Here is a 14153-nt window from a genome sequence, read left to right as displayed (position 1 = left end):
TTTCAGGCGAGCGCTCAACGCCCGGTCGGCTCCCACTGCGCGTGATACAGCTGCCAGTCGCCGCCCTGCAATCGCCAGCCGGTGGTCACCTGATACGTCTGCGCCTGCTCGGGTAGCCAGCGCCCGCTGCCACCGGTCAGCAACGCAGTGAAACGCACGCTTGCGGTGTCACCGCGCAGTTGCACATCCACCGGCCCCAAGGTCACCCCGATCTTTTGATTGCCCAGCATCTGCAGCTGCATCAATCGCCGCAGACCGGCTGCGTCCAGTCCTTGTTCGCCGACGAAATCCTCGGCCACCGGCGCCATCGCATCGCCGATCTCGCGTGCTTCGATCGCCTGATGCAGTTGCTCCAGTGTCGCGCGCAACCGTTGTTCCGGCGCAGGCCGTGCGCAACCGATGAGCGCAAGCATGCACAGTACGGCGAGCCAATATCGCCATCGCAGTTGAATGCTGCCCTGCATCACACTTCGCCTTTTACATGCATGACGGTATGCTGCCACTTGCAGTCGTGCCGTGGAACACACCGCGTCACGCACCGAACACCCTGGAGGGGGGCAGATGAATCAGGCACGTCCTTGGTTACAGAGTTATCCGGCCGGCGTCGCCGCCGAGATCGATCTTGAGCAGTTCCGCACCGTTGCGGAAGTGTTCGCCACGTCGGTCGCGCGCTTCGCCGATCGCCCCGCGTATCACAGCTTCGGCAAGACCATCACCTACCGCGAAGCCGATCAGCTGGTCGAGCAGTTTGCCGCCTATCTGCTTGGCGAATTGCAGTTGAAAAAAGGCGATCGTGTCGCCTTGATGATGCCCAACTGCCTGCAGTACCCGGTCGCCACGTTCGGCATCCTGCGTGCCGGTCTGACCGTAGTCAACGTCAATCCGCTGTACACCCCGCGCGAGCTGAAGCATCAGCTGATCGACTCCGGCGCCAGCGTACTGGTGGTCATCGACAACTTCGGTACCACCGTGCAGCAGGTCATCGCCGACACCCCGGTCAAGCAGGTGATCACCACCGGCCTGGGCGACATGCTCGGCTTCCCGAAAGCGGCGGTGGTCAACTTCGTCGTCAAGTACGTCAAGAAGCTGGTGCCGGAGTATCGCCTCAAGGGCGCGATCCGTTTCCGTGACGCGCTCGCGCTGGGCCGCAAACACAAAGTTCCGACGCTGCAGATCGAGTCCGACGACATCGCCTTCCTGCAATACACCGGTGGCACCACCGGCGTGGCAAAGGGCGCGATGCTGACCCACCGCAATCTGGTCGCCAACATGCAGCAGGCCCACCAGTGGCTTGCCAGCACCGGCAAGCTGGAAGAAGGCCACGAGGTGGTGATCACCGCACTGCCGCTGTATCACATCTTCGCACTGACGGCGAACGGGCTGGTCTTCATGAAGATTGGCGGCTGCAATCACCTGATCAGCAACCCGCGCGACATGCCCGGCTTCGTCAAGGAATTGAAGAAGACCCGCTTCACTGCCTTCACCGGCGTCAACACGCTGTTCAACGGCCTGCTCAATACGCCCGGTTTCGATCAGGTCGATTTCTCCTCGCTCAAGATGTCCCTCGGCGGCGGCATGGCGGTGCAACGCTCGGTCGCCGAACGCTGGAAGAAGGTCACCGGCCTGACCCTGGTCGAGGCCTACGGCCTGACCGAGACCTCGCCGGCCGCCTGCATCAACCCCATGGATCTGAAGGACTACAACGGCTCGATCGGCCTGCCGATTCCGTCCACCGATGCCTGCATCAAGGACGACGCCGGCGCCGTGCTGCCGCAGGGCGAGATCGGCGAGCTGTGCATCAAGGGCCCTCAAGTGATGAAGGGCTATTGGAAGAAACCCGAAGAAACCGCCAAGGTCATGGACGCCGAGGGCTGGCTGCACACCGGCGATATCGCACGCATGGACGAACAGGGCTTCGTCTATATCGTCGATCGCAAGAAGGACATGATTCTGGTCTCCGGCTTCAACGTGTATCCGAACGAGATCGAAGACGTGATCGCCGAGATGCCCGGCGTGCTGGAAGTGGCCGCCGTGGGCGTGCCGGACGAGAAGTCCGGCGAGATCGTCAAGGCCGTCATCGTCAAGAAGGACCCTGCCCTGACTGCCGACGCCGTGAAGGCGCATTGCCGCGCCAACCTGACCGGCTACAAGCAGCCGCGCGTGATCGAATTCCGCAAGGAATTGCCGAAAACCAACGTCGGCAAGATTCTGCGCCGCGAATTGCGGGATGCGCCGAAGGAGTAATCCTACCTGCCATCGCAGGATCGAGGCCGTTCAGCCATCATCTCGCGCCCGCAATGCCGCAAGGCCTTGCGGGCGCTTGCTTTTGCACGCATAGAATCAGCGGTCGGCGCACGCTCCTCGTTCCTCTCACTCTCCGTCCGTAAGGCGGCCGGCCGGACGGTCTTCACGGAGAACCACCATGTCTGCAGTTCAACCTTTTGTTCGCACCACGATCGGTTCCACCCTACGCGTCATCGAAGAACTGCAACGCGACGTCTACTGGATTCACATGCATGCCAATCTGGACATAAATCCAGGTCGCGCCTGCTTCTCTTCGCGCCTGGTCGACGACATCACTGGCTACCAGGTCGACCTCGGCCAGCGCCTTCTCCATGCCGGTGCGACGTCCCCACACGTGGTGTTGGCATCGGACAGCGACGTTTTCAACCTTGGCGGTGATCTGGCGCTGTTCTGCCAGTTGATTCGCGAAGGCGATCGCGCCCGCTTGCTCGACTACGCGCAGCGCTGCGTACGCGGGGTGCACGCGTTTCACGTTGGCCTCGGCGCACGTGCGCACAGCATCGCTCTGGTCCAGGGCAATGCGCTGGGCGGCGGTTTCGAGGCGGCATTGAGCTGCCATACCATCATTGCCGAGGAAGGCGTGATGATGGGGCTACCCGAAGTCCTGTTCGATCTGTTCCCGGGCATGGGTGCCTACTCTTTCATGTGCCAGCGCGTCAGCCCGCAATTGGCGCAGCGGATCATGCTCAATGGCAATCTGTACTCGGCTGAAGAACTGCTCGCCCTGGGGCTGATTGATCGCGTGGTCCCACGCGGCCAGGGTGTGGCTGCAGTGGAACAGGTGATCCGTGAGAGCAAGCGTACGCCGCACGCATGGGCAGCGATGCAGCAGGTACGCGAAATGACCACCGCCGTACCGCTGGAAGAGATGATGCGCATCACCGAGATCTGGGTAGATACAGCGATGCAGTTGGGCGAAAAATCGCTGCGCACGATGGACCGGCTGGTACGAGCGCAGTCGCGCCGCTCGGGACTCGATGCCGGCTGATGCGCCGGCCGCCCTATTCGCTATTACGGGGGGAGCACTCTTCGTCCTTGGCGCGCTTCACGCGTGCGTCGAGTGCGTCCTTTCCGGCCTGCAATTGGCCGCGCAACGCAGACAGCCGCTGCCGCCACTCTGCCTGCAATTGCCAGTCGGCCATGCGCATCAATTCGCCCCCGCTACCGGCAACCTGAGCCAGACCCAGGTTGCTGGCAACGCCACGCAATGCATGCGCGCTCTCACGCAACTGCTCCCAATCCGAACGGGTTCCATCACGCTCGATCGCACCGACGCAGTTCTGCGCATCTTCCAGGCACTGACGCACGAACTGGTGTTCGAACTCATCTCCCATACCCAGTGCAGCCAGCTCGTCCAGCACACTGGCATCGAGCACACCATCGAACATGTCCGGGATCTGCACACTTGTTGTCGGCGTGACCAAGGGCCGCGTACTGACAGCCAGATCGGCCAAGGTATCCAGCAACTTCGCTGCAACAACCGGCTTGGCCAAGAACGCACGCGCGCCGGCTTGTTCGCATGTACGAATCGCGTCGGGCGTGACATCGGCACTCAGTACCACAACCGGGGTGTAACGCATTCCGCTGGCCTGCATTACCCGTAATTGCTTGAGCATGTCCAGACCACTCATGCCCGGCATGTGCAGATCGACGATGACCGCATCGAAATCTTCTTCAGCCATTGCGTCCAGCACCTGCTCGGCGCCGTTGACGCACCTCACCTTGTGCCCGGCCTTTTCCAGCAACCGCTGCAACACCATGCGGTTTGCTTCGTGGTCGTCGGCCACCAACATGCGCATGCTGCGTACGCGCGCGCGATGACGCAGAAATGGATTGGAGAACGCGATGACGTTGGAGGCTTCCAGTTCGTCTTGCGTTCCCACGAGTGCGCCGCCAGACACCTGTGCGGGTGCCGCCTGCACAGGTGCGCCGATCGCCATCGGCAGTTCGAACCAGAACACGCTACCGCTGGGCTGGTTCTCCTTGAACCCGATGCTGCCGCCCATTGCCTCCACCAACCCCTTGGCGATGGTGGTGCCAAGCCCGGTCCCCTCATAACGCCGCGACAGGCCAACGTCGGCCTGCTCGAACGCGTCGAACAGCCGCGACCGCATATCCAGCGGCACCCCGATGCCGGTGTCTTCCACATCGAACCGCAGTCGCAGTGCACTGCCGGCGGACACTCGCGTGATCCGCAGCAGCACATGGCCTTGCTCGGTGAATTTGACGGCATTGCCCACGATGTTGAGCAGTACCTGCCGCAGATGGCCATTGTCACCCTTAAGCAAATCGGGAACGTCGGCAGCAACCTGGGTGCTGTAGTGCAAGCCTCGCGCCCTGGCCTGCGGCTGCAGGATCAGTCCAATCGCGCCGAGTAGCTCACGCAGCGAAAAATCGCGCTGGTCGATGCGAATCTTGCCGGCCTCGATCGCTGAAATGTCCAACACTTCTTCGACCAGCGACAGCAGGCTGCGTGCCGACGCCTGGATGGTGTTGACGCACTCCTTCTGCTCAGCATCAAGGCGCGTGGTTGCCAGCACTTCGGTCATGCCCGACAGCCCATTGAGCGGCGTGCGGAATTCGTGACTCATATTGGCCAGAAAACGGCTCTTGGCCTGATTGGCATGACGCGCCTCGCGCACCGCCCGTGTCATCGCACGCAACAGCGAATCGAAGTACAGCGGCACGGCGATCAGGCCCAGCAACAAGCCCCAGCTCAGGTATGGATTGGCTTTCCAATAGGGTGAAATCAGGATGGCGCTGAGGAAGCACAGGCTGCCCATTGCCGTAGCGGCGCGCAGATAGTTGCTGCCGTAGCGCAGACCGTTGCCGATGGTCACCCACATGCACACTGCGTACAACGGTGAGGCAGGCTCGCCCTGGATCGCCATGATGGCACCGGTGCAGGTGTAATCCAGCAGCATGCCGATCAGGCGCCGCGTGTGGGACACCTGCGGTCGCAGCAGGATCGCCACCATCAGGCCAAGCGACACCACCAGTTCGCCCACCAGGATCAACCAAGTGGCAACCAGCGTGTCGCCGTGCGTATGTTGGTAGCGCCAGCCCAGGTAAGAAATAAACAGGGTGGTGATGATGATACGGACCAGATTTTGCGCGTGCTCCGTGTCCGCCCGTCCTGACAGACGTTGCTTCAACCATGGCAGTGGAAACTTCATAGACGCCTCAGACGCGCGGTGGCGTCGATGGGGTTGGGATCCTTCCGTGCTGCGTCGCAGCGTCGATACCTGCAGCGGGCGGTGGCTCAATGATCGCCTGGTCGTGCTCGCGCAGCGTACGCAACAATGACATAGGAATGACGATCAACGCACCCAGCAGCGCGATCGCCAAGCCAAGCCGACCCTGCCAATAGCTACTGTTGGCCAGCGTTGCGCCGAAGCTGAGCGTGGCCATGGCCACTGCGTTGTGCAGAGCCTCGCTACCGAACCGCAGCCCATTGCCGATCGTTATCCAAAGCAACACGACATACAAGAATGCCATTGGCGCCCCCATCCAGGTCATCGCCAGCCCGATCAAGCCGTAATCGGACAGCATCCCTAGCGTGCGACGCAGATGCGAGCGCTGTGGGTTTGCAACAATCCAGCCAAAGAGCACCAGCGCCATCCCCTGACCGATTGCGATCAGGCAGAACAGCTGCTGCAGCTTGTGCCTGGAGACCTGCCACTGCTGAGCGAAGGTCAGCGCATAGACCAGGATCAGCAGAATCAACACGATGCGCACCAGCGCCTGACCATGCTCGCTGTCGGCACGCCGGGCGAGTCGAGCGCGCAGCTGGCCAAGCACCGCCTTCACTTCACACCCCGGGTCGTGCCGATGCGGTCGAGAACTCCCCGCAGATCTGATCCAGCTGCGCGCGGCCGCGTAGCAGCGCATCCACGCAGCGCGGGTCGAACAGGCGGCCGCGTTGGGCGTACAGATACGCAAGCGCAGCGTCCATGGTCCAGGCCTCCTTGTACGGGCGCGGCGACAGCAGGGCGTCGAAGACGTCGGCCACCGCCACGATGCGCGCCTCCAGCGGAATCGCCTCGCCCACCAGTCCGTCCGGGTAGCCGGTGCCGTCGTAGCGTTCGTGGTGACGCAGTGCGATCAGGGCGCCGACCTGGATGAAGCGGTTCTGGCTGCCGCTGAGCAGCTCGTAGCCGATGCGCGGATGCCGCTTCATGATGCTCATCTCGTCGTCGGTGAGCTTGCCCGGCTTGAGCAGCACCGAATCGGGAATGGCGATCTTGCCCATGTCGTGCAGCGGTGCGGCCATCTCGATGATGCGCACCTCTTCTTCCGACAGGCCAAGTTGCTCGGCGATCAGGCCGGCCACATGCGACATGCGCTCCAGGAACGCGCTGGTGCCCGAATCGCGGTACTCGATGGCGCGCGCCAGCCGCGACAAGGTTTCGCGTTCGCGCTCTTCGACCTCGTTCATGCTGGCCAGCAGGCGCTGTTCCAGCGACAGCGCGCGTTGCTTGACGCTTTCGCTCTGCTGACGCAGCTGCAGCAAATTGGCACAGCGCGCGCGCAGCTCGCGCGGGCGGATCGGCTTGACCAGGAAGTCGATCACGCCGGCTTCCAGTGCGGCCTGACGAATCGGTTCGTCACCGACGATGGTGATCAGGATGATCGGAATATCGCGATGGCTTGGCAGCCGCCGTAGCCGGCGTGCGAACTCCAGGCCATCCATGCCCGGCATGCGATAGTCGAGCAGCAGCAGATCCACGCGTCCGGCTTCGCACCAGGCAAGCGCGTCGAGCGGGTCACCGAAGTCATAGACCTTCAACTCCGGTGCGATGTCTTCGATGACGTGACGCAGCATCGTCCGCGCAGACATCTGGTCATCGACAATAACGATGTTCAATCCCAGATCCGCCTTTTCCGACCAGCTTCCCCATGTATCCGTCGACGATACACCGACCGGATTCCCTAAAACATCCTGCATAGCCGTTGCTCCTCTGTCTCGAGAACGGGAAAGCGATAACGCCGACGGTACTGCCGACTCCCCCGACGATACGCCATTCGGGGCTCCGCTCAAGCATATGCAGTATCTGTGCCGTCGGCGAGCCGACGGCACAGAGCATCAGGCTTCCGGACGCATATACGGGAACAGCAGCACATCGCGGATCGAGGTGCTGCCGGTCAGCAGCATCACCAGGCGGTCGATGCCGATGCCCAGACCACCGGTCGGCGCCATGCCGTACTCCAACGCACGGATGTAATCGGCGTCGTAATGCATCGCTTCGTCGTCGCCACCATCCTTGGCCTGCACCTGCGCCTGGAAGCGCGCGGCCTGGTCTTCGGGGTCATTGAGCTCGGAGAAGCCGTTGGCCAGTTCCTTGCCGTTGATGAAAAGCTCGAAGCGATCGGTGTAACCGGGCTCGGTGTCGCTGGACCGCGCCAGCGGCGACACTTCGACCGGATGATCGGTAATGAAGGTCGGCTGCACCAAGGTGTGTTCCACCGTGGCTTCGAAGATTTCCAGCAGCAGCTTGCCCCAGCCGTACGACGGCTTGACCTTGATCTTCAGGCGCTCGCAATGGCGCAGCAGCGCAGCGCGATCGGTGCAATCGGCCGCGCTGATGTCCGGGTTGTGATGGCGAACGGCCTCATCCATGCGCCAGCGCCGGAAAGCCGGCGCCAGGTCGATGTCGGCGCCATCCCAGTTCACCTGGGTGGTGCCCAGCACCGACTGCGCGGTGTCGCGGATCACCTGCTCGGTCAGGTCCATGATCTCGTGGTACGTGGCATAGGCCTCGTAGAGTTCGAGCATGGTGAACTCGGGGTTGTGCCGGGTCGACACGCCTTCGTTGCGGAAATTGCGATTGATCTCGTAGACGCGCTCCAGCCCACCGACCACCAGCCGCTTGAGATACAGCTCCGGCGCCACGCGCAGGTACAGATCCAGATCCAGCGCGTTGTGGTGGGTGGTGAACGGCTTGGCGGTGGCGCCACCGGGGATGTAATGCATCATCGGCGTTTCCACTTCCAGGAAGCGGCGCGCGTCCAGCCAGGCGCGCATGGCGCGGATGATCTTGGAGCGCTTGATGAAGACCTCGCGCGCTTCCGGAGTGACGATCAGATCGACATAGCGCTGACGATAGCGCTGCTCCACGTCCGACAGGCCATGCCACTTGTCCGGCAGCGGGCGCAGCGACTTGGTCAGCAGCCGCAGCGCAGTGGCCTTGACCGACAGCTCGCCGGTCTTGGTGCGGGTCAGCCCGCCTTCCACTGCGACGATGTCGCCGACGTCCCAGCCTTTGAATGCGGTGTAGGCATCGCCGAGCACATTGCCCTGCAGAAACAGCTGCACGCGCCCGGATTCGTCCTGGATCTGCGCAAAACTCGCCTTGCCCATCACCCGCTTGGCCATCAGGCGGCCGGCCATCTTGACCGTGCGGCCGCTCGCTTCAAGCGTGTCGGGGGTCCAGGTGTCGGCATCGGCGAATTCGGCCTGCAGGTCGCCGGCGAACTGCTCGCGCACGAAATCGTTGGGATAGGCGATGCCCTGGCTGCGCAACGCGCCCAGTTTCGCGCGACGCTCGGCGATGAGGCTGTTCTCGTCGGCGGGGATCTGCGGCGCGGGGGTCTGCTCGGTCATGGCGGGAATCGATCTGCTATGGGTCGGGCGCGTGCCCGGTGGGGAGTGAGGAACCGGACTTGCCGGTGCCTGCTTTGTTTTACGGTGGGACTGTGACGACTGCGCGGTGCAGCAGTGTCGACTGTTGCGCAATCTGCAGCCGCTGCACGATCAGGACGCATTGCGGCCGCAGGTAGCGCGAGGTCGATATGCGCGCAGGCACATCGACCTCGCACAGCGGTCAGGCATCCAGGCGTTTGGAGCCTGCCGCCAGACCGGCCTTCAAGCTGGCCTCGACGAATTCGTCCAGGTCGCCGTCGAGCACCTTCTGCGTATCGCTGCGCTCGATGCCGGTGCGCAGATCCTTGATGCGGCTCTGGTCGAGCACGTAATTGCGGATCTGGCTGCCCCAGCCGATGTCGGACTTGGTGGCTTCCAGCGCGTCGCGTTCGACATTGCGCTTTTGCACTTCCAGCTCGTACAACTTGGCGGCCAACATCTTCATCGCGTTGTCGCGGTTCTGGTGCTGGCTGCGGCCGGTCTGACAGGCCACCACGGTGTTGGTCGGAATATGCGTGATACGCACCGCCGATTCGGTCTTGTTGACGTGCTGACCGCCGGCGCCGGAGGAGCGATACACGTCGGTGCGCAGATCGGCCGGATTGATGTCGATCTCGATGTTGTCGTCCACTTCCGGCGACACGAATACCGAGGTGAAACTGGTATGTCGGCGATTGTCTGAATCGAACGGCGACTTGCGCACCAGCCGGTGCACGCCGATTTCAGTCTTCAACCAGCCATAGACGAACTCGCCTTCGATGCGGATCGTGGCCGACTTGATGCCCGCGACTTCACCGCCGGACACTTCCATCAGCTCGGTCTTCCAGCCACGCGACTCGGCCCAGCGCAGATACATGCGCAACAGGATTTCGGCCCAGTCCTGGGCCTCGGTACCGCCGGCGCCAGCCTGGATGTCGACGAACGCATTGGCGCCGTCCATCTGGCCGGAGAACATGCGCTGGAATTCGAGTTTCTCGACGTGCACCTGATACTTGTCCAGGTCGGCAAGCACCGCCACGGCGGTGTCTTCGTCCTGCTCGCTTTCGGCAAGCTCCAGCAGGTCGGCCGCGTCGGCCAGGCCAGCCAGCACGTCGGCAATGCCGATGACGGTCTTTTCCAGCATCGAGCGCTCGCGCCCCAACGCCTGCGCGCGCTCGGAATCGTTCCACACATCGGGGTTTTCAAGCTCCCGGGTGACTTCCTCTAAACGCTCTTTCTTGACGTCGTAGTCAAAGATACCCCCTGAGCGAGAGCACGCGATCGTTGAGATCGGTGATGCGCTGGCGGATCGGATTGGTTTCGATCATGACGGACTTCCGGCAAACAAGCCCGGTAGTTTAGCAAGCGGGCGGCGGCGGCGGAACGCAGCGGTGGCCATGCCGGGTCGCAGCGTTCTGCGGGCACAACTAGCATCAGGAAGCGCCGGTCGGTGCAGTCGGCAGCCGGGCCAGCGCACAGGTCAGGTGCCGGGGCGCTGACTGATCCAGGCCGGACAAAGGCGGCATTACATATGATCGGCGCTGCTCCACTCAGCCAGCCGGTGCAGCCTCGGCACGCTGCGCGACGGGCGCCTGCCCGGCCACTGTCCGCAACGCAGCCAGATATCGGCGGCTGCATGGCAGCACGGTGGCATCGGTCAGATGTACGCGGGCGTCGCCGGATTCCAGCGGTTCGATCGCTTGCACACGTGCCAGCTTCACCAGGTAGCTGCGGTGGATACGCACGAACACGGCCGGGTCGAGCTTGGCTTCGATCGCGGCCATGGTGCTGCGCAGCGGGTAGTCGTGGCCGCGCACGTGCAGATTGACGTAGTTGCCCGAGGCCTGGACCCATTCGATGTCGGCGGTAGCGACCAGGAAGTCGCGGCCCAGCTTGCGCACCAGAAAGCGTTGCGGGCGATCCAGCGGCTCCACCGGCGCGCCTTCGTCCGGCGCGGCCAGCAGATGCGCCTCGCCCTGCCGACGCCGCCCATACCAGGCCAGCGTGTGTTGCAGCGCCACCAGCAAGGCGAAGGTGCGCAGATCCTTGGAGAGTTCGTACACCCACTGCAAGCGCCAGCCACCGAAGTCGTAGTGCGCCCCTACCGCCATATAGACAAGCTTGCGCAGCAGCACCATGCCGCTGACGTGCAGCAACCACCAGACCAGCCCGGCCGCCATATAAAGCGGAATGCGCCGCCGCCAGACATCGGCATGCAGCGGCCAGCGCCGGCATAGCCAGAGCAACAGCGGCAGAAGCAGTAACGAGGCGGTTGCGCTACTCAGCTCCCAGGTCAGCACCTGCCATAGCAACAACGGCTGACCATCGCGACGCGCCGCCAGCCATGCGGTCGCGGTGTTGCCGAGCGCACTGCCATAGAAAACCAGCAGCCAGATCAACGCCACCCAGTGCTTGCCCGCGCTGGGATCGCTGTCGGTATCGGGTGGAATGGCCCCGGATGCTGGTGAATTCATCCGCGCATTCTAGGCAAACCGTCCGCCTACCGTCCCCGGTTCGTCCCTGCAGTACCGCAACTGGTCACTCAGGGACAGCGTTGCCACCCTTGGTACAGCTGGGTAGCGCCGGATCTGCCGAGGATGCAGGCATGCCTTCTACCGACACGACCATGACCGAGCGCCGCCACGATATCGATGCCTTGCGCGTCTTCGCCTTTGCACTGCTGATCCTCTATCACGTGGGCATGGCCTATGTGGCCGACTGGGATTTCCACCTCAAGAGCTTGCACACGGCGCAGTGGTTGCAGTGGCCGATGATCGTGCTCAATCGGTGGCGGATGCCGTTGCTGTTCATGATCTCCGGCATCGCGATCGGACTGGCGCGGCCGCAGGCCAGGCCCTGGCGCTTCGCCTTGCAGCGCTGCAGGCGGTTGCTGCCGCCGTTGCTGTTCGGCATGTTCGTGGTGGTTGCGGTGCAGGCCTATTGCCAGGGCGTGAGCAACGGCAAGGTCAGCCCGGGCTTGGGCAACTTCCTGTTGCGCTATTGGCAGGTGCGGCCGTGGCCGGCCGGCAGTTTCGATGGCTGGGAGTACGGCATCACCTGGAACCATCTGTGGTATCTGGCCTATCTGCTGCCCTACACCGTGGCGTTGATGGCGTTGATGGCGTTGATGGCGCTGGTGTCGCTGACAACGCGGCTGCGGTTGGCCGCGTTGCCTCGCTTGCCCGCTGCGCTGGCGGTACCGGCACTGCTGCTGTTGCCGATCCTGTGGGAAGCGTTCTGCGTGCTGTGGGTGATGCCGCGCCACCCGCCGACCCACGCGCTGGTCGGCGACTGGTTCGTGCATGCCGAATCGTTCCCGTTGTTCTTGCTGGGGTATCTGCTGGCACGCCGCGAGCGCTTCTGGGCTTGGGCGGTGCGGCTGCGGTGGCTCACACTCGGCACCGCGCTATTGGCGATCGGCACCGAACTGGCAATCCGTTATGTCGGCATCCATGGACAACCGGCGCAACTGGGTGCAACGCTGACTGCGTTGCCGTGGGAGACGATCGAACACAGCGCACGTGCCGCCTACACCTGGCTGGCGCTGCTGACGATCCTTGGCTGGGCCAGGCACCGTTTGAACCGTCCGTTCCGCTGGCTGCCTTACTGCACCGAGGCAGTGTTCCCGTGGTACATCCTGCATCAGAGCCTGATCATCGTGGTGCTTTACTGGCTGATGCCGTTGCACTTGAATGCCTGGCTGGAACCGGCGCTGGTGATTGCCGCTACCGTGATCGGCTGTCTGGCACTGCATGAATGTGCGATTCGCCGCGTGCGCTGGCTGCGCCCGTTGTTCGGATTGCGTGGGCGCACGCAGCGTTCGACGAGCAAGCTCAACGTCATGCCGATGAGCTCATGAACACATTGCGCACCGATGGCGCTGTTTGGCGCGCGATGGACTGGACGGCCTATCCGCAGCAACGCAAGATGCGCGCCGGACACGCTCTTTCGAAGAACACCATGCGCCCCACCCTGCTCGCCGCCGCCTTGTTGCTGACGCCCGTCGCCGCCCTTGCCGAGGCCCCGGTTGGCATCGCCTTCGACCATGAAGACTGGACCATCGCCTGCGACAACACCCGCACCTGCCGCGCTGCCGGTTACCAGCCGGACGAAGGCGACAGCACGCCGGTGTCGGTGCTGTTGACGCGCAAGGCCGGCGCCGGGCAAGCGGTGACGGCCGAGTTGATGCTGGGCCAGTACGACGAGGTCAAGATGCCGGCGTCGCTCACATTGCGCATCGACCAGCGCGATCTGGGCAAGCTGGCGCTCAATCGCGACAGCGGCACCGCGCCGCTGACCAACGCGCAGGTCACCGCACTGCTGGCCGCGCTGACACGCAGCAGCAAGATCGTGGCGCTCGGCAACGACGGCCGCCGCTGGCAGCTGTCCGATCGCGGCGCGGCGGCGGTGCTGCTGAAAATGGACGAATTCCAGGGCCGGTTGGGCACGCGCGGCGCACTGGTGCGCAAGGGCGATCGCGATGAGGCCGCCGTGCTGCCGGCAGTGCCGGTACCGCAGATACGTGAAGCCAAACTCGCCGCCCCGCAAGCGGCCGATGCGCGCCTGGGCAAACTGCCGGCGCTCTATCAGGCGCTGCGTGCCAGCTTGCCGGCCAACGACGAATGCAAGGGGCTGGACGCAAGCACTGCGCCGGAACCGCTGACGATCACCCGGCTCAGCAGCGAAAAATTGCTGGTGTCGACCGACTGCTGGATGGGCGCCTACAACGTCGGCACCGGCTACTGGGTCATCAACGCACGCGCGCCGTTCGCGCCCACCTTGATCACCACCCAGGCCAGCGATCTGGATGAGGCGACCATCCTCGCATCGCACAAGGGACGCGGTCTGGGCGATTGCTATAGCGAGGCCAGCTGGACCTGGGACGGCCGCCGGTTTGTGCCAACGTCCAAATCCACCTCCGGCCTGTGCCGGCTGGTGGCCGCGGGCGGCGCATGGGAATTGCCGACGTTGGTGACCGAGGTCAAGAAGTCACCTTGATCGAAGCGAGGACAGTGCGCGTGTGCACTTGCACTGTCTTGCAAGACGCTTTGACGCGGCGAACGACACTATTTCGCGGCTATCAGGCCTGCGCCACTTGCGGCACACCACCGCACACATGCCACCTGTGAGTACGCCGTCCCGTGCAGAGCGGCTGATCCGCGACTTGGCTGCAGGGTCCTTGCCCGCCCACCATCGCGGGACACGCCGCAAGTACGTCCGTGTGTAA

Annotated in this window: 11 protein-coding genes; 4 read left to right on the top strand and 7 right to left on the bottom strand. The window is 63.5% G+C overall.

Annotated features, from left to right (window positions below):
- Positions 1-14: 14 nt before the first annotated feature.
- Entirely contained in the window at positions 15-464 is a 450-nt protein-coding gene (locus FFY45_RS20645) for a nuclear transport factor 2 family protein (RefSeq protein WP_176341851.1), read from the bottom strand.
- A gap of 97 nt (positions 465-561) precedes the next feature.
- Here FFY45_RS20645 and rpfB point away from each other — a divergent pair, with 97 nt between their 5' ends.
- Positions 562-2244 (top strand): fatty acyl-CoA ligase RpfB, encoded by a 1683-nt coding sequence (gene rpfB, locus FFY45_RS20640; RefSeq protein ID WP_006451236.1) that lies wholly within the window; start codon positions 562-564, stop codon positions 2242-2244.
- A gap of 178 nt (positions 2245-2422) precedes the next feature.
- Positions 2423-3292, top strand: a complete 870-nt coding sequence (gene rpfF, locus FFY45_RS20635; protein WP_176341850.1) for a diffusible signal factor synthase RpfF — start codon at positions 2423-2425, stop codon at positions 3290-3292.
- Between the two features lie 13 nt (positions 3293-3305).
- Here rpfF and rpfC read toward each other — a convergent pair whose 3' ends face one another.
- The 6 genes from rpfC to FFY45_RS20605 form a co-directional block, all read right to left on the bottom strand.
- Positions 3306-5480: a sensor histidine kinase RpfC gene (gene rpfC / locus FFY45_RS20630; RefSeq protein ID WP_176341849.1), complete on the bottom strand. Its 2175-nt coding sequence runs from the start codon at positions 5478-5480 to the stop codon at positions 3306-3308.
- 7 nt (positions 5481-5487) lie between these two features.
- Entirely contained in the window at positions 5488-6105 is a 618-nt protein-coding gene (locus FFY45_RS20625) for an RpfH protein (RefSeq protein ID WP_176341877.1), read from the bottom strand.
- A 10-nt stretch (positions 6106-6115) separates the two neighbouring features.
- Positions 6116-7252 (bottom strand): cyclic di-GMP phosphodiesterase response regulator RpfG, encoded by a 1137-nt coding sequence (gene rpfG, locus FFY45_RS20620; protein ID WP_006451240.1) that lies wholly within the window; start codon positions 7250-7252, stop codon positions 6116-6118.
- A 138-nt stretch (positions 7253-7390) separates the two neighbouring features.
- Positions 7391-8908: a lysine--tRNA ligase gene (lysS, locus tag FFY45_RS20615; protein ID WP_176341848.1), complete on the bottom strand. Its 1518-nt coding sequence runs from the start codon at positions 8906-8908 to the stop codon at positions 7391-7393.
- Between the two features lie 220 nt (positions 8909-9128).
- Positions 9129-10254, bottom strand: a protein-coding gene (prfB, locus tag FFY45_RS20610) for a peptide chain release factor 2 (RefSeq protein WP_104591659.1) whose coding sequence is annotated in 2 segments (ribosomal slippage) — positions 9129-10178 and positions 10180-10254 — 1125 coding nt in all. Because the reading frame shifts where the segments join, the coding sequence is not laid out codon by codon here.
- 222 nt (positions 10255-10476) lie between these two features.
- Positions 10477-11400 carry a LytTR family DNA-binding domain-containing protein gene (locus tag FFY45_RS20605; RefSeq protein ID WP_255172100.1) on the bottom strand — a complete coding sequence of 308 codons (924 nt, stop codon included), beginning with the start codon at positions 11398-11400 and terminating at the stop codon, positions 10477-10479.
- Between the two features lie 152 nt (positions 11401-11552).
- Here FFY45_RS20605 and FFY45_RS20600 point away from each other — a divergent pair, with 152 nt between their 5' ends.
- Both FFY45_RS20600 and FFY45_RS20595 read left to right on the top strand, forming a co-directional pair.
- Entirely contained in the window at positions 11553-12785 is a 1233-nt protein-coding gene (locus FFY45_RS20600) for an acyltransferase family protein (RefSeq protein ID WP_176341875.1), read from the top strand.
- Positions 12786-12886: 101 nt separating this feature from the next.
- Positions 12887-13924 (top strand): DUF1176 domain-containing protein, encoded by a 1038-nt coding sequence (locus FFY45_RS20595; RefSeq protein WP_176341874.1) that lies wholly within the window; start codon positions 12887-12889, stop codon positions 13922-13924.
- Positions 13925-14153: the final 229 nt, after the last annotated feature.

This window comes from Xanthomonas hortorum (genome assembly GCF_011305375.1).
In the GTDB taxonomy this organism is placed as follows: Bacteria; Pseudomonadota; Gammaproteobacteria; order Xanthomonadales; family Xanthomonadaceae; genus Xanthomonas; species Xanthomonas hortorum_E.
The sequence above is the reverse complement of the archived record's forward strand: the minus strand, read 5'-3'. Positions and strand labels throughout refer to the sequence as shown.